The sequence below is a fragment of the Afipia birgiae 34632 genome, assembly GCF_000308295.2.
Taxonomy (GTDB): domain Bacteria; phylum Pseudomonadota; class Alphaproteobacteria; order Rhizobiales; family Xanthobacteraceae; genus Afipia; species Afipia birgiae.
In genome coordinates this window covers 333,600-355,734 of record NZ_HG326655.1, presented here as the reverse complement: position 1 = coordinate 355,734, position 22,135 = coordinate 333,600, and the positions used below count along the sequence as shown (strand labels likewise).

23 protein-coding genes are annotated in these 22,135 nt (G+C 61.6%); 12 read left to right on the top strand and 11 right to left on the bottom strand.

Features of this window, described 5'->3' with window-relative positions:
• Positions 1 to 6: 6 nt before the first annotated feature.
• Positions 7 to 795: a thioesterase family protein gene (locus tag BN32_RS24720; RefSeq protein ID WP_019199770.1), complete on the bottom strand. Its 789-nt coding sequence runs from the start codon at positions 793 to 795 to the stop codon at positions 7 to 9.
• 285 nt (positions 796 to 1,080) lie between these two features.
• On the opposite strand from BN32_RS24720, the gene BN32_RS24715 reads away from it, so the two are divergent.
• Entirely contained in the window at positions 1,081 to 1,302 is a 222-nt protein-coding gene (locus BN32_RS24715; RefSeq protein ID WP_082757492.1) for a hypothetical protein, read from the top strand.
• Between the two features lie 134 nt (positions 1,303 to 1,436).
• Here the strand turns inward: BN32_RS24715 and BN32_RS24710 are convergent, their stop codons facing one another.
• From BN32_RS24710 to BN32_RS24700, 3 genes are all read right to left on the bottom strand, one after another.
• Entirely contained in the window at positions 1,437 to 3,137 is a 1,701-nt protein-coding gene (locus tag BN32_RS24710; RefSeq protein WP_019199772.1) for an MFS transporter, read from the bottom strand.
• Between the two features lie 94 nt (positions 3,138 to 3,231).
• Entirely contained in the window at positions 3,232 to 3,666 is a 435-nt protein-coding gene (locus BN32_RS24705) for a hypothetical protein (RefSeq protein ID WP_019199774.1), read from the bottom strand.
• 239 nt (positions 3,667 to 3,905) lie between these two features.
• Positions 3,906 to 4,928: a Bug family tripartite tricarboxylate transporter substrate binding protein gene (locus tag BN32_RS24700; RefSeq protein ID WP_019199775.1), complete on the bottom strand. Its 1,023-nt coding sequence runs from the start codon at positions 4,926 to 4,928 to the stop codon at positions 3,906 to 3,908.
• 411 nt (positions 4,929 to 5,339) lie between these two features.
• On the opposite strand from BN32_RS24700, the gene BN32_RS24695 reads away from it, so the two are divergent.
• The 6 genes from BN32_RS24695 to BN32_RS24675 all read left to right on the top strand — a co-directional run bounded on the left by BN32_RS24695 (position 5,340) and on the right by BN32_RS24675 (position 9,713).
• Positions 5,340 to 5,990, top strand: coding sequence for a DUF1850 domain-containing protein (locus tag BN32_RS24695; protein WP_019199776.1), 651 nt, complete (start codon positions 5,340 to 5,342; stop codon positions 5,988 to 5,990).
• A gap of 176 nt (positions 5,991 to 6,166) precedes the next feature.
• Positions 6,167 to 8,077 (top strand): propionyl-CoA synthetase, encoded by a 1,911-nt coding sequence (locus BN32_RS24690; protein ID WP_019199777.1) that lies wholly within the window; start codon positions 6,167 to 6,169, stop codon positions 8,075 to 8,077.
• Between the two features lie 9 nt (positions 8,078 to 8,086).
• On the top strand, positions 8,087 to 8,293 hold the full coding sequence (locus BN32_RS24685) for a DUF6494 family protein (protein ID WP_019199778.1): 207 nt from the start codon (positions 8,087 to 8,089) through the stop codon (positions 8,291 to 8,293).
• Between the two features lie 192 nt (positions 8,294 to 8,485).
• Positions 8,486 to 8,746: a hypothetical protein gene (locus tag BN32_RS26560; RefSeq protein ID WP_082757490.1), complete on the top strand. Its 261-nt coding sequence runs from the start codon at positions 8,486 to 8,488 to the stop codon at positions 8,744 to 8,746.
• A gap of 46 nt (positions 8,747 to 8,792) precedes the next feature.
• The gene (locus tag BN32_RS24680) at positions 8,793 to 9,005 is read left to right on the top strand and encodes an alkylphosphonate utilization protein (protein WP_040427703.1); all 213 of its coding nucleotides are present in this window, start codon (positions 8,793 to 8,795) and stop codon (positions 9,003 to 9,005) included.
• Between the two features lie 36 nt (positions 9,006 to 9,041).
• Positions 9,042 to 9,713 carry a DsbA family protein gene (locus BN32_RS24675; protein ID WP_019199780.1) on the top strand — a complete coding sequence of 224 codons (672 nt, stop codon included), beginning with the start codon at positions 9,042 to 9,044 and terminating at the stop codon, positions 9,711 to 9,713.
• A gap of 45 nt (positions 9,714 to 9,758) precedes the next feature.
• Here BN32_RS24675 and BN32_RS24670 read toward each other — a convergent pair whose 3' ends face one another.
• From BN32_RS24670 to BN32_RS24655, 3 genes are all read right to left on the bottom strand, one after another.
• A complete protein-coding gene (locus tag BN32_RS24670; RefSeq protein ID WP_019199781.1) occupies positions 9,759 to 10,448 on the bottom strand; it encodes a Crp/Fnr family transcriptional regulator in 690 nt (229 codons plus the stop codon).
• A gap of 1,028 nt (positions 10,449 to 11,476) precedes the next feature.
• Positions 11,477 to 11,743 (bottom strand): hypothetical protein, encoded by a 267-nt coding sequence (locus tag BN32_RS24660; protein ID WP_019199783.1) that lies wholly within the window; start codon positions 11,741 to 11,743, stop codon positions 11,477 to 11,479.
• Between the two features lie 57 nt (positions 11,744 to 11,800).
• Entirely contained in the window at positions 11,801 to 12,502 is a 702-nt protein-coding gene (locus BN32_RS24655; RefSeq protein WP_019199784.1) for a DUF1013 domain-containing protein, read from the bottom strand.
• Positions 12,503 to 12,699: 197 nt separating this feature from the next.
• Between BN32_RS24655 and ispH the strand changes: the two genes are divergently transcribed.
• The 3 genes from ispH to rnhA are packed head-to-tail and all read left to right on the top strand — an operon-like array spanning position 12,700 to position 15,126.
• Positions 12,700 to 13,671 carry a 4-hydroxy-3-methylbut-2-enyl diphosphate reductase gene (ispH, locus tag BN32_RS24650; RefSeq protein WP_040427595.1) on the top strand — a complete coding sequence of 324 codons (972 nt, stop codon included), beginning with the start codon at positions 12,700 to 12,702 and terminating at the stop codon, positions 13,669 to 13,671.
• A 7-nt stretch (positions 13,672 to 13,678) separates the two neighbouring features.
• The gene (locus tag BN32_RS24645; protein WP_019199786.1) at positions 13,679 to 14,659 is read left to right on the top strand and encodes a homoserine kinase; all 981 of its coding nucleotides are present in this window, start codon (positions 13,679 to 13,681) and stop codon (positions 14,657 to 14,659) included.
• A 26-nt stretch (positions 14,660 to 14,685) separates the two neighbouring features.
• Positions 14,686 to 15,126 carry a ribonuclease HI gene (gene rnhA, locus BN32_RS24640; RefSeq protein WP_040427699.1) on the top strand — a complete coding sequence of 147 codons (441 nt, stop codon included), beginning with the start codon at positions 14,686 to 14,688 and terminating at the stop codon, positions 15,124 to 15,126.
• 170 nt (positions 15,127 to 15,296) lie between these two features.
• Here rnhA and BN32_RS24635 read toward each other — a convergent pair whose 3' ends face one another.
• Positions 15,297 to 15,782 carry a peroxiredoxin gene (locus tag BN32_RS24635; protein ID WP_019199788.1) on the bottom strand — a complete coding sequence of 162 codons (486 nt, stop codon included), beginning with the start codon at positions 15,780 to 15,782 and terminating at the stop codon, positions 15,297 to 15,299.
• Positions 15,783 to 15,897: 115 nt separating this feature from the next.
• Positions 15,898 to 16,755 (bottom strand): protein-disulfide reductase DsbD domain-containing protein, encoded by an 858-nt coding sequence (locus BN32_RS24630; protein WP_040427593.1) that lies wholly within the window; start codon positions 16,753 to 16,755, stop codon positions 15,898 to 15,900.
• Between the two features lie 168 nt (positions 16,756 to 16,923).
• On the opposite strand from BN32_RS24630, the gene BN32_RS24625 reads away from it, so the two are divergent.
• A complete protein-coding gene (locus tag BN32_RS24625) occupies positions 16,924 to 17,565 on the top strand; it encodes a YqgE/AlgH family protein (RefSeq protein WP_430641977.1) in 642 nt (213 codons plus the stop codon).
• Positions 17,566 to 17,643: 78 nt separating this feature from the next.
• Here BN32_RS24625 and BN32_RS24620 read toward each other — a convergent pair whose 3' ends face one another.
• Both BN32_RS24620 and BN32_RS24615 read right to left on the bottom strand, forming a co-directional pair.
• Positions 17,644 to 20,556, bottom strand: coding sequence for a sensor domain-containing phosphodiesterase (locus tag BN32_RS24620; RefSeq protein WP_051488595.1), 2,913 nt, complete (start codon positions 20,554 to 20,556; stop codon positions 17,644 to 17,646).
• A 198-nt stretch (positions 20,557 to 20,754) separates the two neighbouring features.
• On the bottom strand, positions 20,755 to 21,753 hold the full coding sequence (locus BN32_RS24615) for an NAD(P)H-quinone oxidoreductase (protein WP_019199792.1): 999 nt from the start codon (positions 21,751 to 21,753) through the stop codon (positions 20,755 to 20,757).
• A 72-nt stretch (positions 21,754 to 21,825) separates the two neighbouring features.
• On the opposite strand from BN32_RS24615, the gene BN32_RS24610 reads away from it, so the two are divergent.
• Positions 21,826 to 22,017 carry a DUF1192 domain-containing protein gene (locus BN32_RS24610; RefSeq protein WP_019199793.1) on the top strand — a complete coding sequence of 64 codons (192 nt, stop codon included), beginning with the start codon at positions 21,826 to 21,828 and terminating at the stop codon, positions 22,015 to 22,017.
• Positions 22,018 to 22,135 lie beyond the last annotated feature (118 nt).

The window sequence follows — 22,135 nt, the reverse complement described above, 5'->3', positions numbered from 1 at the left end:
ACCATCTCACATAAACACCGCCACGTTCTGCCTGCTGACCAGTACCGGCTGTCTATCAGCATTCCACAGAGTCGTCGCCTGGCTGGAATAGCCGCCCACGACGTTCTCGGCCTTGGTTTGCAGAAGCCACCAGCCGTCAATGGTCTCGATCCTGTCGGTCAGAAGGTCGATCGCCCAGGTCATGGTGCTGATCGGTCCCGGCCGCTCGAACAACACGAGCGCCGCAGGGGGCGGTGCGTCGGTGAGCGCCACCAGCGCCGCGATCGATGCCGGCTTCGCGGGATCCTGATGACGCAGCCAGATCGAAAAATTCGGATGCTGGCCCTGGCTGAAGGGCGGACTGCCGCCGGCGAAACGCCCTTCGAAATGCTGGATGAAATTCAGTCCGGGGATCTTGCGGAAAAACGGCGGACAGGTCTCTGGCTCCGGCACCGCCGGCGCGGCCAGGCTGCCATATCCCACGGCCGACGCGCGGGCCGTGCCGTAACAAAGCGTGGCCCGCGTCGCGAGACCGGCTTCGCCGAACAGGTCGACGCCGACGAACACCGTGGACTTTCCCCTGCGCAACTCGGTGGGGCGGATCATCACCGTGCCGGCGGCCGGTCCCACGAAGCTGAATTGCGCGGAGCGCAGCGGCGGCAGGTCGCCGAAGTGCTGCGCCACGCTTTCAAGGCAGAAGGCTGCGGTCAGGCCGCCGTAAATGGTGCGGCCTTGAAGCCAGTCCTCCGTCGCTGTGACGGAACTGGTCTCGCCGTCGGCGGTGATACTTGCCATCAATGCGGTGAAATCAATCATCGTCTTGCGCCTGTTCCTGAAATTCGCCCGCGAGGTATATCCGCACAAAGCGCCCGCGTCCTAGTCATGGCTCCTATGATGCCAAACTTGCACCGGCATCACACTGTGGACCGCATTCAAATTCGCTTTGACTCATCGCGGACTCATTCCGTCAGTAAGGCTGACCGAATCGAGTTATCAACAGGCGTTTGATCGGCACTTTCGAATCATTCTCGCTTCACGCTACGAGATCGTTTCAAATGTGAAGCTTGCGTGACTGTGGCGTTCGCGTGCGGGACGACGATCATGAACAAAATTGTTTCGCCGAAAGGTATCGTTTCGAGTGAGTTGTCGAAGTTGTTCGGCGATGTTCCGAAGCCGGACCGCGCCGAGTGGGAGAAGACACTCAAGGCGCTGAAGCCGTGGTTGAGCCCGGAGAAATTCGCGGAGACCGAGGCGATCCACTGGCGCATGTTCGACCGCGCGAACCGCTGGCACGAAAGCCAATCGCTCTCGTCGCACGACTGACGCTCTACTTGTCATTGCGAGGAGCGGAGCGACGAAGCAATCCAGTCTTACTTGTTGCTTCTGGATTGCTTCGCTTACGCTCGCAATGACGCTATCAACGCTCCTGTTGTATGATGATCTCAGAGCAGTCCTGCTCAAACGCCGCTGCTGGCTGGCGTTTCGATCGGTACGTCGCTCGTCTTGGTCCGATCCGGCGTCTCGTCCTTCCAGCGCACTGATCCCAGAGGCCGCTCCAGCATGCGGTGAACCTTGATCGGTTCCGGCCCCAGATGAAATCCGATGGCCTTGAGCTGCACCTCACGCTCGGATTGGGTCGAGCGGTTGCGCTGGCGCAGATAGTCGAGCCAGGTCGGGCAGTGATAGCGTTCGATCCATAGCTCGGGGTCGGCGATGTCGCGCGCGATCGACCAGTCATAGGCGCCATTGCGCTGGCGGATGGCCTGGAGCTGCAGCATCGTTGTGTAGAATGCACGGGCCTGTTGCTGATTCACGCGGTATTCGATCTCGACCACGATCGGCCCGCTTCGCTGCGAGATGGAAAGGTTCACCTCCGGCTCTTCAAGCGCATCGACCGCGTCGTTGTTGGCGCCTTCGGTCGAGGGCATGCGCAGCCAGATCGCCAGCACCGGCGAGACGAACATGGCTGCCCCGGCAATCAGCAGCGCCTTGTCCACGCCGGCGCCGTTGGCGACATATCCCCACAACCAGCTTCCGATCGCGACGCCGCCGGCAATCGCAGCCTGATACGCCGCCAGCGCGCGGCCCGCGACCCAGCGCGGCGTCGAGAGCTGCACCCCGATGTTGAACAGCGTGACCGCGATCATCCAGGACGCGCCGGCCACGACCAGCGCTGCGCCGGTCAGCGCCGGCCAGTGGCTGAGCGCGAGCACGCCGATCGCGAGGCCCATCGTCAGCGCACATAACCGGACGGCATACTCGCCGCTCAGGTGCGCGCGCACGCTGGAGATATTGAGCGCGCCGAGCACGCCGCCCATGCCGAAACAGCCGAGCATGATGCCATAGGTCTGGGCGCCGCCGTGCAGGATGTCGCGCGCCACCAGTGGCAACAGTGCCAGCACTGAACCCCCGGCGATACCGGTCACCAGTGTCCGGTACAGCACGATGCGGATCGGCGGCGAGTGAACGATGTAGCGGACGCCGGATACGACAGCGCGGCGCAACCGCTCCGGTGGCAGCCGCGAGGGCTCCAGCGACCGCTGCCAGAGATAAAGCACGACGATCAGCGGAATATACAGCAGCACGTTGCAGACGAAGGCCGCCACCGCGCCCGCCGCCGCCACGATGATGCCGCCCAGCGCCGGGCCGAAGCTGCGTGCAATGTTGTAGCTGATGCCGTTGAGCGCGACGGCCGAGGGCAGTGTCTCGGCGGGCACCTGTTCGCTGACCGAGGCCTGCCACGCCGGGCCGAACAGCGCCATCCCGCTGCCGATCATGAAACAGAACAGCAGCAGGCTGTTCGGCGTGAGGGCGTTGAGATAGGCGAGAACCGCCAGCGTCACTCCGCCAACGAGGCCGAGCGACAATGCAATCAGGCCGACGACGCGCCGGTCGTACATGTCCGCGATGGCGCCCGCGGCCAGCGACAGCAGCATGATCGGCAGCATCAGGGCGGTCTGGACCAGCGCCACCATGCCCGCCGACGACGTCATCTGGGTCATCGACCAGGCTGCGCCCACGCCGTTGATCATCAGGCCGAGATTGGTGAGCAGGCTGGCCGTCCAGATCCGCCGGAACACCGCATGCCGCAGCGGCGCGGTGATCCCGTCGGCCGACAGCAGGGATCGTTTGGCGGGCTTGTCGGTCGTTGTGCTCACAGGAATCCTTTGAGAGGGTTCGAAAAACGGAATGGCTGAATCGCGATACGAAGCAGGAATGTGTTCCAATCGGAGAGCGATGGAAAGAGATTTGCTACCAGCGCCATTGCCCGTCGTCGGTCCAGCGGGAGCGATATCCGATCAGGCGCATCCAGACCGTGACGATCTGGTCGAAGCCGATGATGTAATCGCAGGCCTTGTCGCGCACCCATTTCGTGTCTGCCTTGACGTCGGCGATGGTTTTCTCGCTGGCGTAGGAAAACAGCTGAAGCGGCTTCGACGGATCGCTGACCTCGGCGCGGTTGGCGATCAGTTCGCGATCCAGCTTGTTGAACACCACGCATGGCGTGCTCGCATAGGTCAGCCGCTCTTCGTCGGTGACGACACGCGCGTTGTCGGGCGGCGGTACGATTTTATAGGACAGCAGGATTGCTGCCGCCGCGATCAGCGCGACAAGGAGAACGCTGCCCAGAACCGGCCAGATGAGCCGGGGATGCCTGACAGTTTCTGCGCGGTTCGGTTGCGACATCAACTCGACGCCAGTGTCCCGTATCCGACGTTTGCTTCAATTTGCGGCGCCTCCCGTGCAAACGTCGGATACGAAAGGACACTAGCAAATTATGATGCTAGTGATCCTTTGGCTCTGACATTCGTAAAAGCGCCTGCGAAAATGTGATACGAATGTCAGAACCGGATCACTAGCATTGCCGGCAGGAATGTTCCGGACGCCGGCGGATCAAACTCCGCCACGGCGTCCAGACACAACGACTATTCAGGCTTGATTTTCGCGAATTCGGCGACCTTGCCCCACTTTTCGGTTTCCGCGATGATGAATGCCTGCATTTCCTCAGGCGTGTTGCCGATCGGCTCGCCGCCGAGTTTGCGGATACGCTCGATCCCGTCTGGCGATTTGATGTACTTGATGATGCTCGCGTTGAGTTTCATCACGATGTCCTTCGACACCTTCGCCGGCGCCGCAACGGTGAACCACGAGGCGGCGTCATAGCCCTTCACGGTTTCGCCGATCGGCGGAATATTCGGCAGCAACGGCCAGCGCTCGGCGGTGCTGATCGCCAGCGACCGCACGTTGTTGTTCTCGGCGAACGGCAGAACGGCCGGAAGATTGTCGATCATGACATGAACGCGGCCCGCGACCAGATCGGTCAGGGCCGGTGCGCTGCCCTTGTAGGGAACGTGGACGATGTCGATGCCGGTCATCGACTTGAGAAGCTCGGTCGAAAGATGCGCCGTGGTGCCGAGCCCCGGTGTGCCGTAGAACAACTGGCCGGGCTTCGATTTCGCCAGCGCGAGAAATTCGGCGACGGACTTTGCTGCCACATCCGGATTGACCGACATCAGGTTCGGGACGCGCGCGATGATGGTGACCGGCTGGATGTCCTTGATCGGATCGTAGGGCATGTTCTTCTGAACAAACTTGTTGATCGCGTGGGTGCCGGGCGTGCCCACGATGAAGGTGTATCCGTCGGGGTCGGACTTCGCGACGAAGTCGGCGGCGATGTTACCGCCCGCGCCGGTCTTGTTCTCGACGATGAACTGCTGGCCGTATTCTTCCGAAAGCTTTTGCGCGACAAGCCGTCCGAGAATGTCGGTGGTGCCGCCGGCGGCGAAAGGCACGACGAATTTCACCGGGCGATCGGGCCATGCGGCCGCCTTCGAGGTCTGACTCAGAAATGGCGTTGCGGCCAGTGCCGCGGCGCCGCCTGCGAGAACGGAACGGCGGGTGATACGCGATGCGAAATGAGGTTGTAAGGAAGTCGGTCGCTTGGTCATCGTTGTTAAGTCTCCATCCCACCCGTCTGTTGTACGGGCCTTGTTTGTTGCGCCGTATGTTTCGACGCTATCAGCGTTCTAGAGCAAGCCGGTCACCTTGACCATGTGAGCGATGGTGACAGATGGCTGCCATCCTGATGGCGACCTTACCTTCAGAATGTGGTGTTGCGATCGCATGAAGTGGCCTTCATCGCAGTGCAGCAAAGCATTTTGCAGAACGCGCTTCCCCTAGACGAACGTCTATGTTCGGAGCCGCATTCGCGGCCGGTGCTTTCGCGTCTGTCGGGTTGACCGCGCCCGCTCATCCGTCCAATTTCCGGCAAATTTCAAAAAGATGCCGTGCTCCGGCAATGGCGCAGGAAGCCGGCAGCAGTTGCTGTGACAGCCTGAATGAGCTTTTGAGGTGATGATGTGAGCCTGTGTCTTGCCACCGCGGGCGTCGTCAAGTCGCTGGCGGTGGCGTCGTTCATGCTGACATGGACCCATCCGGTCGAGAAGACCGAGTGGCAGGAGGACTGGCGGATCACACCGCAAGGGCTTGAAATCGTCGAGGCCCGCGTCAAGGGATCGAACGCCGGCACGCCGCCGGACGCGCGGCTGGCGGACGGCTGGTTTCGCTGGACACCGAAATTGCCGGTGGTGCCGGAGGTTGCGCTCGGCAATTCCGGTGTGGCCGGTGAGCGGCGGCTCTGCACCGACGGCAAGTGTCAGGAGTTGTCCGCGATTTTCGGGAGGCCCGTCGGCATGGGCGTCACAACGATGAGCGTGTGCACGCTGGACGTGAAGACGCTGCTGGCGCGTGGTGACGATTTCAACATCAAGGGTGAATTCGACCTGGCCATCGCCGATTACGATGCCGCGCTGAAGGTTGAACCGGCTTCAGCGGAAGCGCTTCACGGCCGGGGAATGGCATGGCGCGCCAAAGGCGATCGCCGCCGGGCGCTGTCGGATTTCGATGCGGCGCTCAGGCTCAAGCCGGATTTCGAGGCGGCGCGCATCAACCGCAAGAGTCTTTTCAGCGAGATCGAACGCGCTGGGGCGCAGATGCCGCTGAAGAAATAGCTGGATGTCGATCCGTCATCCTTTGCGGCTCGCAGGTCCTCGCACCTCAGGCTGACAGGGCGTATCATCACAGCGTCGCAGCCGTTGCTGCTTGAACTTGTGGCGCGAGCCGTGACAATGCTGGTGTCCACAAATAGGAAAAGCCCGCTACAATTCGCGTCCGGGAGTGATCGCAAATGAATGCCATATCCAACAGCCGCTATGCCGAAGTCCACGCGCGTTCGCTGCGTGATCCGGAAGGATTCTGGGCCGAAGCGGCGCGCGAGATCGACTGGATCGAGTCGGCGAAGAAAGTCTTCGATCCCTCGATGGGGCTCTATGGCCGCTGGTTCGCCGGCGCCGTGGTGAACACCTGCTACAACGCACTGGATCGTCACGTCGCAGGCGGCCGCGCCAGCCAGACCGCGCTGATTCACGACTCGCCGCTGACCAACACGGTCACCAAATACACCTACGCTGAATTGCTGCATGAAGTGCAGACGCTCGCTGCCGTGCTGCAGGATTTCGGCGTCGTGAAGGGCGACCGCGTCATTCTCTACATGCCGATGGTGCCGCAGGCGATGGTGGCGATGCTGGCCTGCGCGCGCATCGGCGCGATTCATTCCGTGGTGTTCGGCGGGTTCGCCGCCAAGGAGCTTGCGACACGTATCGAGGATGCCGAGCCGAAACTCATTCTGTCCGCAAGCTGCGGCCTCGAGCCGGGCCGCATCGTCAAGTACAAGCCGCTGCTCGATGAGGCGATCAATCTCTCCAGCGTGAAGCCGCAGGCCTGCATCATCCTGCAACGCCAACAACAGACCTGCGATCTGGTCAAAGGCCGCGATCACGACTGGAACGAACTGCGCGACGCCGCCATCAAGGCGAAGAAATCCGCGGGCTGCGTGCCGGTGCTGGCAACCGATCCACTCTACATCCTCTACACCTCGGGCACGACCGGAAAACCCAAGGGCGTGGTGCGCGACAACGGCGGACATCTGGTGGCGCTGAAATGGTCGATGTTCAATCTCTATGGCGTGAAGCCGGGCGAGACGTGGTGGTGCGGCTCAGATATCGGCTGGGTGGTCGGCCACAGCTACATCATCTACGGCCCGCTGTTTCACGGTGCGACCTCGATCATGTACGAAGGCAAACCTGTCGGCACGCCCGATGCCGGCGCGTTCTGGCGCGTGATCTCGCAGCACAACGCCGTGGCGTTCTTCACGGCGCCGACCGCGTTCCGGGCCATCAAGAAGGAAGACCCGAACGGCGACTTCATCCGCAAGTACGACCTGTCGAAATTCCGCACGTTGTTTCTCGCCGGCGAGCGCGCCGATCCGCCGACTGTGGAATGGGCCGAGCAGCAGTTGAAGGTGCCGGTGATCGATCACTGGTGGCAGACGGAAACCGGCTGGTGTATTGCCGGCAATCCGGTCGGCCTCGGCGCGCTGCCGGTGAAACACGGCTCGCCGACGGTGCCGATGCCGGGCTATCAGGTCGACGTAGTCGACGAAGCGGCGAAGCCGCTGCCGCCGAATTCAATGGGCTCCATCGTCATCAGGCTACCGCTGCCGCCCGGCAACCTGCCGACACTGTGGAAGCAGGACGAGCGCTGCAAGGAAGCCTATTTCAATGAGTTTCCCGGCTATTACAAAACCTCCGATGCCGGCTACAAGGACGAGGATGGTTACATCTTCGTGATGGGCCGCACCGACGACATCATCAATGTCGCGGGGCATCGTCTCTCCACCGGCGGCATGGAGGAGGTGCTGGCCTCGCATCCCGATGTCGCCGAATGCGCGGTGCTTGGAATTAAGGATTCAGTGAAGGGCGAGGTGCCCTGCGGTCTTCTCGTGCTCAAGGCCGGCGTGACGCGGCCGGTGGCTGAGATCGAGAAGGAGATCGTCGCGCTGGTGCGCGACAAGATCGGTCCGGTGGCGGCGTTCAAGCTCGCGATCACCGTGGCGCGGCTGCCGAAGACGCGCTCGGGCAAGATCCTGCGCGGAACGATCAAGAAGATTGCCGACCATGAGCCGTGGGCCATGCCCGCGACCATCGAAGACCCGGCCGTGCTGGACGAGATCACGGCAGCGCTCAGCAACCGAACCTAGGAGGAAACGATGAACGAGGATGTCTTCAACACCAGCGTGCGAAAGTTTCTGAAGCAGGTCGGCGTCACCTCGCAACGCGAGATCGAGAAGGCCGTCCGCGATGCGGTCGCATCTGGCCGTCTCAAGGGCAGCGAAAAGCTGCCTGCCAAAATGGTCCTCACAGTCGGCGGCGTCGCCCTCTCATTCACGGTTGATGGCGAACTCGAGCTCGGGTAGGCCGAGGACGCGGTTTCCTCGGAGTTTTGAACTTTTGCAGGTGGGCTCAGAGCGTGAGGTAATCACAATCGTCATCACCGGGCTTGCCCCGGTGATCCCGCCTTGCTTTTGCCGGTTGTTGTGATCAAAGACGTGGATGGTAGGGGTCTCTAGCCCGGGCATGACGGAATAGTGGCAAACTGGCATCCACGTATGAAACACACCGGATCAATTTTCCTTGTGCTTGCAGCCGTGCTGCTGGCCGGGTGCGCCCAGTTCGAGCGTAACCAGCCTGTCGCAACGGTGGATGACGATGCTTATTGCCGCACAAACAGCGGTGAGCCCGGTTCGCCAGCCTATGCGGCTTGCCGGAAAGATCGCGATGTCGCAGCCAGCCGCGCGGCTGGTGGCGGTTCGCGGATCGAACGCGCCCACCGCAATCTCGCGGAAGACATGCTCAACAATCCGCGATAATGCTGCTGCGCGCTGCACCTCAGCCGCGCCTATCAAGGGACATATCATGGCGGTCAGGGACAGCAACGGCACCGAGTTGAAGGAGGGCGATACCGTCACGGTCATCAAGGATCTGAAGGTAAAGGGGTCATCCAGCGGTCTCAAGCGCGGCACAGTGGTGAAGAACATTCACCTTACTGACAACGACGACGAGATCGAGGGCCGCACCGACAAGATCAAGGGCCTGGTGCTCCGCACCGAATTCCTCAAGAAAGCGTAACGTCCCGCGCAGCGGGCTTTTTGAAAGCTGAACCTGATGAAACTCGTCGCACGATATGTGCTCAACTTCGCTGTCATCGCGCTTGCGGTAATGCTGCTGTCCTTCGAGTCCGCGCAAATCGCGTCGGCGCAGGAGCAGGGCGCCACCTCCGATGTCTTGAGCAAGGACGCGGTGCTGCGCGACCCGGAGAATCCCGTGCTGAGCAATCCGCAGGGCGACATCACCATCGTCGAGTATTTCGATTACCAGTGCCCGTACTGCAAGAAGATCTCGCCGGTGCTCGATCAGGTGGTGAACGAGGACAAGAAGGTGCGGCTGGTGTTTAAGGACTGGCCGATCCTCGGCGAACCGTCCGGATACGCTGCGCGGCTGGTGCTGGCCGCGAAATATCAGAACAAGTATGAGGCCGCCCACCGTGCGCTGATGGCCAAGGTCGGCCGCCTGACCGAAGCTGTTATCGATGAAACCCTGACGAAGGCCGGTGTCGATGTCGCGAAGGCGAAGGCAGATCTCGCCGCCAACCAGGCCGCCATTGATGGGCTGCTGAAGCGCAACAACGAGCAGGCGGAAGAGTTCGGCTTTCGCGGCACGCCCGCGTTCGTGGTCGGCACCTTCCGCGTCCCCGGCGCCCTGACCGCGGAGCAGTTCAAGCTGGCGATCGCGGATGCGCGCAAGGCAGCGAAGAAACAGCAGCCGAAGGGGAAGTAGCACATCGCTGAGAGGCGGCTGCGATCAGCGGCCCGGTGATGCAAATCACTCCTCGGCTTTCACGTGCGGCTTTTCATGCAGCACTGCATGCAGCAGCGAATTGTGGACTTCGATTGTTCCGTTGTAGCTGATGAAGCCGAGCTTGCGGAACTTGTTCATGAAAAAGCTCACGCGCGACCTCGTCGTGCCGATCATGTCGGCCAGGGTTTCCTGACTGATTTTCGTGTCGATAGGTTGCGGACTACCTTCCTTTCCGAAATTCGCCAGCAGCAGGAGCAAGCGTGCAAGCCGCCGCTCGCTCGAATTGAAAAGTTGATCGATAAGGTCTTCCTCGATCCGGCTGTTGCGGGTCAGCAGATAGCTGATGAACAGCTCGGAAAACTTTGGCTCGTCCTTGAGCGCTGTGGTCATCGCGCTCTTCGTGATGGCGATGATCTGGGACTCTACCATTGTTCTGGTGGTGGCGATGCGCAGGCTCTGGCCGTTGAGGCATCCCTCGCCGAAAAACTGTCCCGTTCCTAAAATGGCAACGACGGCTTCCTTGCCCTCCTTGGAGACGACGGTCAGCTTGACCTTGCCCTTCTGAATGTAAAATACCGAATCCGCCACATCGCCTTGCGCGTAGATATTTTCTTCGGCGCCAAACGTCAGGATGGTCTTGCCTGGGCCCAGATTTGCGAGAAAACTCTTGGCGTCGAATACTTTCCTGACGGCTTTCTTGGTCGCTTTGCTCAACGTGTTGTCCTCGAACGCGTCGCGCCGTGACGGCGGCTATGTCAAAACTCACACCTTCGGTAATTGTGACTGGCATAAGAACGGGAGGCCCGTGTTGAAGACGGGGCTCCCGTTGCTCGGTCAGATCGGCCTATTTGGGGCGAACCTAGACGCCTGACGGTCACAAAACTGACCGCGGCAAACCGCCAGGTCTGTGCAATTTTGATCACCTTGGCGATTTTTTTTGAGCTGCGCCGTAAACATAGCAGTCTCGATCCGTGCTCCAGTTCAGCTGTTCTGGGTAAGCACTATTCATCGGATGGAACGCGGCCGGGTCCGTAAATATTTTACCACCAGCAAAACCGGAATCAACGGGAACTGCGATCCGCTATTTTCCCGCTGGCGTCCTGAGCCCGGGCGATGAAAGCCATTCGTTGATGTGCGAAGCTGTGTCCAGTTGACGGGCTTTTTTGAGCAACGCGTCCCGGTCTTTCCCGGGGGGAAGTTTTTCCGCCTCGTTTCGCGCGATATCCGCGATGATCTTCCACTTCCTTGCGATGGGGTCGTGGGTAGAGAGAGACATTACTCAAATCCCTGTACGGATGGGCGGGAGCACAACACTCTCAGTCACCGGTAGACGCCAAGGACAGGCGGTGATGAACCATCCTGCCGTCTTTGGCTCCGCCCCGCTGTCCAATATTGCTCAGCCGCACGACATGGGGCGTCAGAGCATTCAAGCCCCATTCCGGTTGACAACGCAGTTGTAGGAATATAATCTTATATCGGTCGGGACGACTGATCAGCGTCCTGACAGGAGGGCGAAGTGACGACGGTGGAGCGCCGGGAGGCGCAGCGCCAAAGTCATTTGGCGCGCGCGGCCCTCGCAAGGCTGCGCAGGCGGACCGATCGCAAGGTTCGCCTTACGGGTGTCTCGCAAACACCCCGGCGCCTCCCGAGGCTCCATCGCCTTCGCGCTTCTGCGCGGAGCGCATCATACCTCGGACGCATTCAATTGCGCCGCGAGATCGCTTGGACTTGGATGGATTGGACTACTGCCTGTCGGCCGGTTTGTCGAAGCAATCGGCAACAAATTGCGCCATGTCGCGTCTCTGAATTTTAGCGACCTTCGCGGCGTTGTTGCATTCATTCAGCTTGAGCTGTTCGGCCAGACGCTTCTCGGCAGCCTCGCGGAATTCAGGTGCAACCGTGTTGGGGTCCACGATCTTTTGGGCGCGCGCCGGGAGACCGCTGACGGTCGCGGCCGCAAGGCCGGTCAGGGTCGCTGCAACAAAAAGGAGCGTGACACGATGGCGCATCACACTCCTGTACCATTCCGTGGGCAGTTACGTCATGCCCTGTTTGGGTCAAAAAGCTTATTCGTCCTCGGCCTTCTTGCCGCCGATGGTCTTCAGCTTGGCGAAGACGGCGTCGACGTTCATGTCGTCGCGCTGTTTTTCGGTGGTCGCGGCCGCTTCGTGCTCGGCGTCCTTGCGGGTGGTCTCCGACGCCGGCAGCAGGGTCGCGCCGCCATATTGCGTGGCTGCAGGCTTTTCCTTGGCCGCGCGCTGCACTTCGAAATCGAGCTCGATCTGCGAGCACAGGCCGAGCGTCACCGGGTCCATCGGGGTCAGGGTCGACGCGTTCCAGTGAGTGCGGTCGCGCACGCTTGCGATCGTCGTCTTGGTGGTGCCGACGAGGCGCATGATCTGGCTGTCCTTCAGTTCGGGATGGCTGCGCACCAGCCACAGGATCGCGCTCGGCCGCTCGTGGCGTCGCGACACCGGCGTATAGCGCGGGCCCTTCTTCTTCTTGGCTTCCGGCAGGATCACCTTGGATTCGCCGAGTTTCAGGCGATAGTCCGGGTCGGCTTCACCCTTTTCGATTTCCTCGCGGGAGAGCTGGCCGGTCGAGATCGGGTCCATGCCCTTGATGCCCTGCGCCGCGTCGCCGTCCGCGATGGCGCGAATTTCCAGCGGATGCATCTTGGTGAACTCTGCCACCTGGTCGAACGTCAGCGCGGTATTATCAACCAGCCACACGGCAGTCGCCTTCGGCATCAGCGGTGCATTGCTCATGGCAAATCTCCTTTACGCTTCGCCCGCCAGATTTTTTGGGGGGTAAAGCCGTCTGGTCATCGGTGATGACGGGAATTCGTCCCTATATAGTCTGCGGAGGGCTGACCGTTCAATGGTTTTGATCGCCCTTGACAGAATGGGGACCACGGCCCCAAGTCCCTTTTATTGGCTCCGAAATGCTTGATTCCGGCTTAAAAATGACCCCTGAAGCTCAAAAACCCCTGCTTTCAGTCGTGCTTTGTTCCCCGCGGGGGTTCTGTGCCGGCGTTGTGAGGGCCATCGACACCGTGGAACGCGCCCTGAAGCTTTACGGCGCGCCGGTCTATGTCCGTCACGAAATCGTGCATAACCGCTATGTGGTGGAGAGCCTGCGCGAAAAAGGGGCCATTTTCGTCGCGGAACTGAACGAAATTCCCCAGACCGACGCTCCGGTGGTGTTTTCCGCCCATGGCGTGCCGAAGGCGATCCCCAACGAGGCCGACAAGCGCAATTTCTTCACGCTGGACGCGACCTGTCCGCTGGTGACCAAGGTGCACCGCGAGGCGGCGATCCATTTCAAGCGCGGCCGTGAAATCATCCTGATCGGCCATGCCGGTCACCCGGAGGTGGTCGGCACGCTGGGCCAGTTGCCGAAGGGCGCGGTGGTCCTGATCGAGACCATGGAAGCGGCGCGCACCTTCCAGCCGAAGGACGCCTCAAAGCTGGCCTTCGTGACGCAGACCACGCTGTCGATCGACGACACTGCGGAAATCGTCGCCGTGCTCAAGGAGCGTTTCCCGGACATCGACGGCCCGCACAAGGAAGACATCTGCTACGCCACCACCAACCGCCAGCTTGCGGTGAAGAAGGTGGCGCCTCAGGTCGAAGCCATGATTGTCGTAGGCTCGCCGAACTCGTCGAATTCGCAGCGGCTGCGCGAAGTCGCTGAACGGGAAGGCTGCAAGGTCTCCGTGCTGGTGCAGCGCGCCTCCGAGCTCGACTGGTCGAAGTTCGAGGGCATCAAGACGCTCGGCATCACGGCGGGCGCGTCCGCGCCGGAAATCATCGTCGAGGAAATCATGGATGCGTTCGCCGCTCACTACAAGCTGAGCGTCGAGACCGTGTCCGCCGCACAGGAAAACGAATTCTTCCCGCTGCCGCGTCCGCTGCGGAACGACGCGGCGGAGTAATATTTCTATGGCGGTTTACACCGACGTCACCGCCGAAGAGCTTGCGGATTTTCTCGTCCCTTACGGGATCGGCGATCTGTTGTCCTACAAGGGCATCGCCGAAGGCGTGGAGAATTCCAACTATCTTCTGCACACCAGCAAGGGCTACTTCTTCCTGACGCTCTATGAGAAGCGCGTCGCGATGAAGGATCTGCCGTTCTTTCTCGGGCTGATGGCGCATCTCGCCAAGCACGGGATCAATTGCCCGCAACCCGTGGTCACCAACAGCGGCGAAGCGCTGGGCACGCTGGCGGGACGGCCTGCTGCGATCATCGATTTTCTCGAAGGTGTCTGGCCGCGCAGGCCAAACGCGACGCACTGTGCCGCGGTCGGTCAGGCGCTCGCAAAAATGCATTTGGCCGGCGCGGATTTTTCCATGTCGCGCGCCAATGCGTTGTCGGTGAAGGGCTGGCGGCCGCTGTTCGATCAGGCGGCATCCCGTGCGAATGGTGTGCATCATGGATTGGGCGCGTTGCTCGGCACCGAACTCGAGCACCTCGAACGACATTGGCCCAGCGATCTGCCGAAAGGCGTGATCCACGCCGATCTGTTCCCGGACAACGTGCTGTTTCTCGGCGACAGGCTGTCGGGATTGATCGACTTCTACTTCGCCTGCAACGACATGCTCGCCTACGACGTTGCGATTTGCCTCAATGCCTGGTGTTTCGAGATCGATCATTCCTTCAACGTCACCAAGGCGCGTGCATTCCTCAATGCCTATACGCGCGAGCGCAAACTCTCCGCCGCTGAACAGGACGCGCTGCCGCTGCTGGCGCGGGGGGCCGCGATGCGCTTCCTGCTGACGCGGCTGGTGGACTGGCTCAACGTGCCGCCCGGAGCCATGGTGAAGCCGAAGGACCCGCTCGAATATGTCCGCAAGCTCCGCTTCCATCAGGGTGTGAAGAGTATGAGCGACTACGGCGTCGAACAGTCCGGATTCGTGGCGTGAGTGACGCAAAGCCTTCGCCTAAGGATCTGCCGCATGTGACGATTTTCACCGACGGCGCGTGTTCCGGAAATCCGGGGCCGGGCGGGTGGGGCGCGATCCTTCGTTTCGGCGATGTCGAGAAGGAACTGAAGGGCGGTGAAAATCCGTCCACCAACAACCGCATGGAATTGATGGCGGCGATCTCGGCGCTCGAGGCCCTGAAGAAGCCGGCTTCCGTCGATCTGACCACCGACAGCCAGTATGTCCGTCAGGGCATCACCAGCTGGATTCACAACTGGAAGCGCAACGGCTGGCGCACGGCCGACAAGAAGCCTGTCAAGAATGCCGATCTGTGGCAGCGGCTCGATGCCGCGCTGAAGGCTCACACGGTTCGCTGGCACTGGATCAAGGGCCATGCCGGTCACGCCGAGAACGAGCGCGCCGATCAGCTCGCGCGGGACGGGCTGGCGGAGAATCGAGGCCGCTAAGGCCGATTTCGCGGATGCCGCTGCATCATTCTCTGCGTCGTCCCCGCGAAAGCGGGGACCCAGAACCACTGAAGATTATTGGTGCCGACAGCTTGTTCAGGACGTATGGGTCCCCGCTTTCGCGGGGACGACATCTCGTGTGCTGTGCGTCTGGTGGGAAAGCGAAGCTCTTAAAGCTGCGACAGCAGCGTATCGCCGCCGGACACTTCGACCTTGCTCGGCACGGCTTCAAGGTTGAGGATCTTCACCGTGCCGTCTTCCACCAGCATCGAATAGCGCTTGGAGCGGATGCCGAGGCCGTTGCCCGATGCATCCAGTTCCATGCCGATCGCCTTGGCGAAATCGGCGTTGCCATCGGCCAGGAACACCGCTTCGTCGCGCTGATCGGTGTCGCGCTTCCAGGCGTTCATCACGAACGCATCGTTGACGGACACGACGGCGATGGTGTCGACGCCCTTGTCCTTGAGGGCATAGGCGTTCAGGAAAATGCTCGGCATGTGCATCTTGTGGCAGGTGCCGGTGTAGGCGCCCGGCACGGCGAACAGCGCGACCTTCTTGCCCTTGAAAATATCATCTGTGGTTTTGACCTGCGGACCTTCCGCGGTCATGACGCGAAACTTGGACTCGGGCAGCTTGTCGCCAACTTTGATGGTCATCGGGTCTCTCCGTGGGATCGATGCAGTGTCATAGCGCGGTTTCCTCAAAGGTGGGAACACGTTTTGCGGCCAGAGAGATCTGCGGCGTGCTGCGGTGCAATCTCATTTCGGCGTGCTACGGCAGGGGGGCGTTGACCTCAACGGCGCCGCCCGGTCCGGCGACGGTCAGCTTCAACGTCGCGCCCTCGGCGCTTGCGTCCGAAGGAAGTCCGTCGAGTTCGAACTGGAAGCGCTGAACGCCTCCGGTGTCGTGCTTGACGAGCTTGGGGACGGGCAGGGCCCAGTCCGGCGTCGGGCCTTCGGCAAAGAGCTCGACGTTCTTGCCTTTGCCGGGAGCATTTTTGTCGTCCTGTACGGCGACATCGACCTGCACGAGCTTGCCCTCGCGCCGGACGTCGCGAATGGCGAGCGGGCCAGCGTCGCCGACCTTCGCGGGTTTCGGGACGGTTGCGAGAGCCGCGGCAATCGCGCCGTCTTCGGTGCTGGCGATGCTGACAAAGGCAATCTCCGCCTGCGCCTCGACCGGAATGCAGAGTTTTTCACACACCGCGTAGTTGATCTCGGCGCGCAGCGTCACCGGCTTGTCAGGACTCTTTGCAATGATCCGCAACGGCAGCAGCACCTGCTTCTGGTACCCGAACGAGATCCCGCCTGCGCCATCGGGGAACTGCATCGGCGCCGGCCAGAGGATTTCGACGGACTCGACATTGTCGGACTTCGCGAAATCGATCCGCGCCGGCACGCCGGAATCTCCCGGCGTGCGCCAGTAGGTTTTCCAGCCCGGCTGCAACTGGAAACCGATGCCGCCGAGCAGCACGTTGCCGCTACGCGAACCGGCGATCAGCCGCACTGCGGAGTTGGTATCCTTGATCCATGGCGAGACATCCTGCGCGCTAGCGCGCAGGGGAGCGAGACAGGCGAGTGCAGCCAGCGCAATGCTGGAAGCTGCGCGAACGGGAACCATAAGTGTCATGAGACGTCCTTACAGGATGGTATCTCCATGGACCATTGAATTGCCCGTGATGAGGTCGTTTTCGCGACCAAACGTCGCTCACTGCGCCGCGGCGGCGCTTGATTGACAGAACAGGCGCCCGATATCAGGATGGATAGACAGCGTGAGAGTCGCCGCCAAATGAAGGTCATGCGCAAGAAGACCGAAAAGCCTGCTGTCGGCCAGATCGTGGCCGAAGGCGAGACGTCCGGCGCCGGTTATCTCGACGGTCAGTTGCTGATTGCCATGCCCGTGATGGACGATGAGCGCTTTGCCCGCTCGGTGATCTATCTGTGCGCTCATTCGTCCGAAGGCGCGATGGGCATTATCGTCAATCGCCCCGCAGGCAGCATCGACTTCCCGCAATTGCTGGTGCAACTCGACATCATCAACAAGGCCGACCAGATCAAACTGCGCGGCAGCGCCGAGGACATGAAAGTCCTGAAAGGCGGGCCGGTCGATACCAGCCGCGGCTTCGTGCTTCATTCGAGCGATTTCTTCATCAAGGATGCGACGCTGCCGATCGATGACGGCATCTGTCTCACCGCGACGCTGGATATTCTCAAGGCCATCGCCGCCGGATCAGGCCCCAAGCACGCCCTTCTGGCGCTGGGCTATGCCGGATGGGCGCCGGGCCAGCTTGAGAACGAGATTCAGCACAACGGATGGCTGCATTGCCCCGCCGATGCGGATCTGATTTTCGGACTGGATGCCGAGGACAAGTATCAGCGTGCGCTGGAGAAGATTGGCATTGATCTGGCGATGCTGTCGAACGAAGCCGGCCACGCTTAGGCGTCTGCAACTGAAGCAGGATCGCTAGCGTTCTCGCAACGCGCCTGAGCCAAACCCTTGATGGCGCGTCGCGAGGTCTTAGGCCGGTCCGGGGCCGGGCACGGTAGCCGTGGGCTGGGTTGCCGGAACGGTGATGTTGCGCGCGCTTTGACGGCGGTTGCGCGGCTGCGGAACCTTCTCGCCCGTGAGCAGCCGGATCGTGGCGTCGGCGTCGATCGGCTCGCCGAAGGCAAAGCCTTGCGCGTATTCGCAACCGAGCTGGAACAATTCGACCGCGTCGGAATCGGTCTCCGCGCCTTCGGCGACCACTTCCATACTGAGGTCGTGCGCCAGAGCGACGATCGATTTCAGCAGGACCGGCCGCGCACCGCGGCTGGAGGTGCGCACAAACGACTGGTCGATCTTGATGGTGTCGAACGGGAAACGCTGCAGATACGCCAGCGACGAGTGGCCGGTGCCGAAGTCGTCCAGCGACAAGCCGACACCAAGCTCCTTGATCCGGTGCAGCATCTGGGAGGCGTGTTCGGGATTTTCCATCACCAGCGACTCGGTCAGCTCGAGCTTGAGCGATCCGCGCGCCACGGCCGAGCGTGACAGCACGCCGCGCACGTCGTGGATGAGATCGTGGCGCAGCAACTGCCGCGACGAGACATTGACGCTGGCGAAGATCGGCTCGCGCGCGCGTACCGTGCGCTGCCAGACCGCGAGCTGCTTGGCGGTGGTGTCCATCACGAACAGGCCGAGTTCGACGATCAGGCCGATCTCTTCCGCGATCGAAATGAATTCCGACGGCGACATGCGGCCGAGCTTGGGATGATCCCAGCGTGCCAGTGCCTCGAAGCCAGCGATGGTGCGATCTTCCAGCCGCACGATGGGTTGATAGAGAATTGTGATTTCTTCGCGCTCGATGGCCCGGCGCAGTTCGGCTTCCAGCGCGAGGCGGTCGGTTTTGCGCGCACGCATCGCGGGCTTGTAGACGTCGATGCGGTCGCCGCCGATGCGCTTGGAGTGATACATCGCCAGCTCGGCGTCCTTGATGATCTCTTCGGTCAGCGGAATCTGCGGGTCGCTCAGAGCGAGACCGATCGATGCGGTCAGGAAGATCTCGCGGCCGTCGAAGGCGATCGGTGCGCGGATGGTCTTGCGGAGGGTTTCGGCGAAGGCTGTGATCCGTGCGGGCTCATGCTCCGAGGTCAGGATCAGGCCGAACTGGTCGCCGGCCAGACGCGCCAGCGTGTCCTGGGGTTTAAGGATGCGCGCGAGGCGGCGGGCCAGCGTCAGCAGAATCGAGTCGCCGACGGCGATGCCGACGGAATCGTTGACCTGCTTGAAGCGGTCGAGATCGATCACCATCACGGTGGGGCGCAGGTTCGGCGTTGTCTTGGCGAACATCGCGACGGAGCCGAGGCGATCGATGAAGAGCTGGCGGTTCGGCAGGCCGGTGAGATTGTCGTGCACCGAGTCGTGAAGCAACCGCTCCTCGGAATTCTTGGTTTCGGTGACATCGGTAAGCGTGCCGACCACGCGGGAGACTTCGCCATCCGAGCCGACCACCGGGCGCGCCTTGAGCGCGAACCACATGAAGTGGCCGTCGGGCGTGCGCAGCCGGAAGTCCTGAACCAGACGTCCGCGACGCTGATCGAGCACACTGTCCAGCGCGGCGCGGAAGCGGTCCTGGTCGAGCGGGTGCAGCACCTCCAGCCACTTTGCCGCCGGCCCTTCGAGGGTGCCGCGCTTCAGCCCGAGCAGAACTTCGGTTTCAGGGCTGGTGAACACCTTGTCGGCCGAGACGTCCCAGTCCCAGATCAGATCGCCGGAGCCGGTCAGCGCCAGCGCGCGGCGCTCGACATCGGACACCACGCCGTTGGTGGCGCCGCCGCCCGCGAAGGCGTGCTGCATCACCGTGAATCCGATCAGCATCACGATCAGTACGAGACCGCCGAGCAACGCTGGTCCGACGATGTCGTTGGTGACGCCGCCCGCGATGGTCATGCCTGCGGCGGCGACCCAGACGATCAGGAGGAACCATGTCGGGATCAGCAGCACGGCGCGGTCGAAGCCGTGGGTCGACAGGTAAACGATCAGCGCGAAGCCAAACACCGCGATCAGTGCCAGCGAGATGCGCGCGATGCCGGATGCAACGGCGGGATCGAACAGGGCGAGCGCGACCAGCGCGCCGAGGAACACCAGCCAGCCCATGGTGATGTGCGAGTAGCGCACATGCCATCGCGACAGGTTGAGATAGGCGAACAGAAACACCAGCAGGGTCGCCGCCAGCATGGCCTCGCCGGAGGCGCGCCACGCGCGCTCCGCGCCGGCTGACATGTCGAACACCTTGCCCCAGAATCCGAAATCGACGCCGATGTAAACCAGAACCGCCCATGCCAGCGCTGCGGCGGCCGGGAACATGATGCTGCCTTTGACCACGAACAGGATGGTCAGCACCAGCGCCAGCAATCCGGAAATGCCGATCACGATACCCTGATAGAGCGTGAACGAATTGACCTTGTCCTTGTAGGCTTCCGGCTCCCAGAGATAGAGCTGCGGAATCTTGTCGGTGCGCAGTTCGGCGACGAAGGTGATCACCGCACCCGGATCAAGGGTGATGCGAAAGACGTCGGCGGTGGCGTTGTCCTGCCGCTCGGGCCGGTCGCCGGTCGAAGGCGTGATCGAGGCGATGCGCGACAGGCCGAGATCGGGCCACAGCAATCCCGACGACACGATACGGTAATGCGGCACCACGATCAGACGATCGAGCTGGTCGTCGGTGTTGTTGGTCAGCGCGAACACGATCCAGTTCTGGCCGCCTTCGCGCGCACGTACTTCGATGCGGCGGACGATGCCATCGGTGCCTGGCGCGGTCGAAACCTGGATGCGGTCAGTGTCGCTGCGCTGGAACTCGAGCACGCCGGTGAGGTCGATCGCAGGCGCGTCGCTACGGACGCTGATCGCGTCGAGCGCATGCACCGGCTGAGCGGCGGCGAAGAGCATCAAGCTCAGCAGAAATGAGAGCGCTGCGATACGAAGCGAACTTCGGATGTGGAACACTTGCAGCGCGAAGCCTCTGATCGAGCGCAAAGTCAGCTCTCCGCGTTGAAACGCGGCGGGTCAATCAAGGCCCGCCGGAAGGAACGCGATAAATGCCACGAATATGAAGCAAATCAAAGGGTTTCGATGGGTTCCCCAGCCCTAAAGCGTCAGCACAATTTTGCCAATATGTTGGCTGGTTTCCATCCGCGCATGGGCTTTTGAGGCGTCTTTCAGCGGGAATGAGCTATCCATCAGGGGTTTGACGCGGCCATCGGCGAGCCAAGGCATGGCCTTGGCCTCAATTGCACTGACCATGGCTGCCTTGTCGGCGACCGATCGCGGACGCAGCGTCGAGCCGGTGTGGTGGAGCCGCTTCATCATCAGCTTGGCGAAATTCGGTGTGGCCTTCGAGCCGCCGAGGAACGCGATCTGGACGATGCGGCCCTCGATCGCGGCAGCCTCATAGTTGCGATCGATATAATCGCCGCCGACCATATCGAGAATGACGTTGACGCCCGCGCCATCGGTCAGGGCCTTGATCCTTTCGACGAAGTCCTCGGTCTTGTAGTTGATTGCCGCGTCCGCGCCGAGCTTGAGGCACGCATCGACCTTGTCCTGCCCGCCGACGGTGACGAACACCTTGGCGCCATGCGCCTTCGCCATTTGAATGGCCATGGTGCCGATGCCTGAGGAGCCGCCGTGAATCAGCAGCGTCTCATTGGGCTTCAGGCCGCCGCGCTCGAACACGTTGTGCCAGACGGTCATCAGCGTTTCAGCGACCGCGCCGGCGTCGATCATCGAAAGCCCTTTCGGCACCGACATCGCGTGGGTCTCGTGGGTGATGCAATATTCGGCATAGCCGCCGCCCGCGACCAGCGACATCACCTTGTCGCCGATCTTGCGCTTGGTGACACCCTCACCGAGTGCGACCACTTCGCCGGAGATTTCGAGACCGGGAAGGTCGCTCGCGCCGGGAGGCACCGGATAGAGTCCCAGGCGCTGCAACACGTCAGGACGGTTCACGCCGGCGGCGGCGACCTTGATGAGAATTTCATTTGGCCCCGGCTTCGGCACCGGACGCTGTTCTGGCACGAGCACCTCGGGGCCGCCGGGCTTCGAAATCGCGATCGCGGTCATTTGTGCGGGCAGCTTGTCCATGATGTGTCCTTGCGGCGGTGGGGCGAGAATGAAGGATGTCAGCTATAATCGGGCGAGCCACAGGAGGGAAGCATGGCCGGCGATGATGACGACAAGCCGAGGAAGAAAATCACCCATGAACTGGGGCAGGATCTGTCGCTGCTGTCGTTCGAGGATATCGAAGACCGCATTGCAGCACTGGCCGCCGAGATCGAACGGCTGAAAGCCGACGCCGCGAAGAAACGCGCCAGCCGCGAGGCTGCGAATGCGTTTTTCAAATCGTGAACTCGTGCGGTGGTTCGCAGAGAGTGCCGCAACATGAAACGAACGAAGGATGTAGGACATCCGGTTCCAAGCAATTACGAAGGAACCGTAAATGGAATCGTTCATTTACGGCGTATTA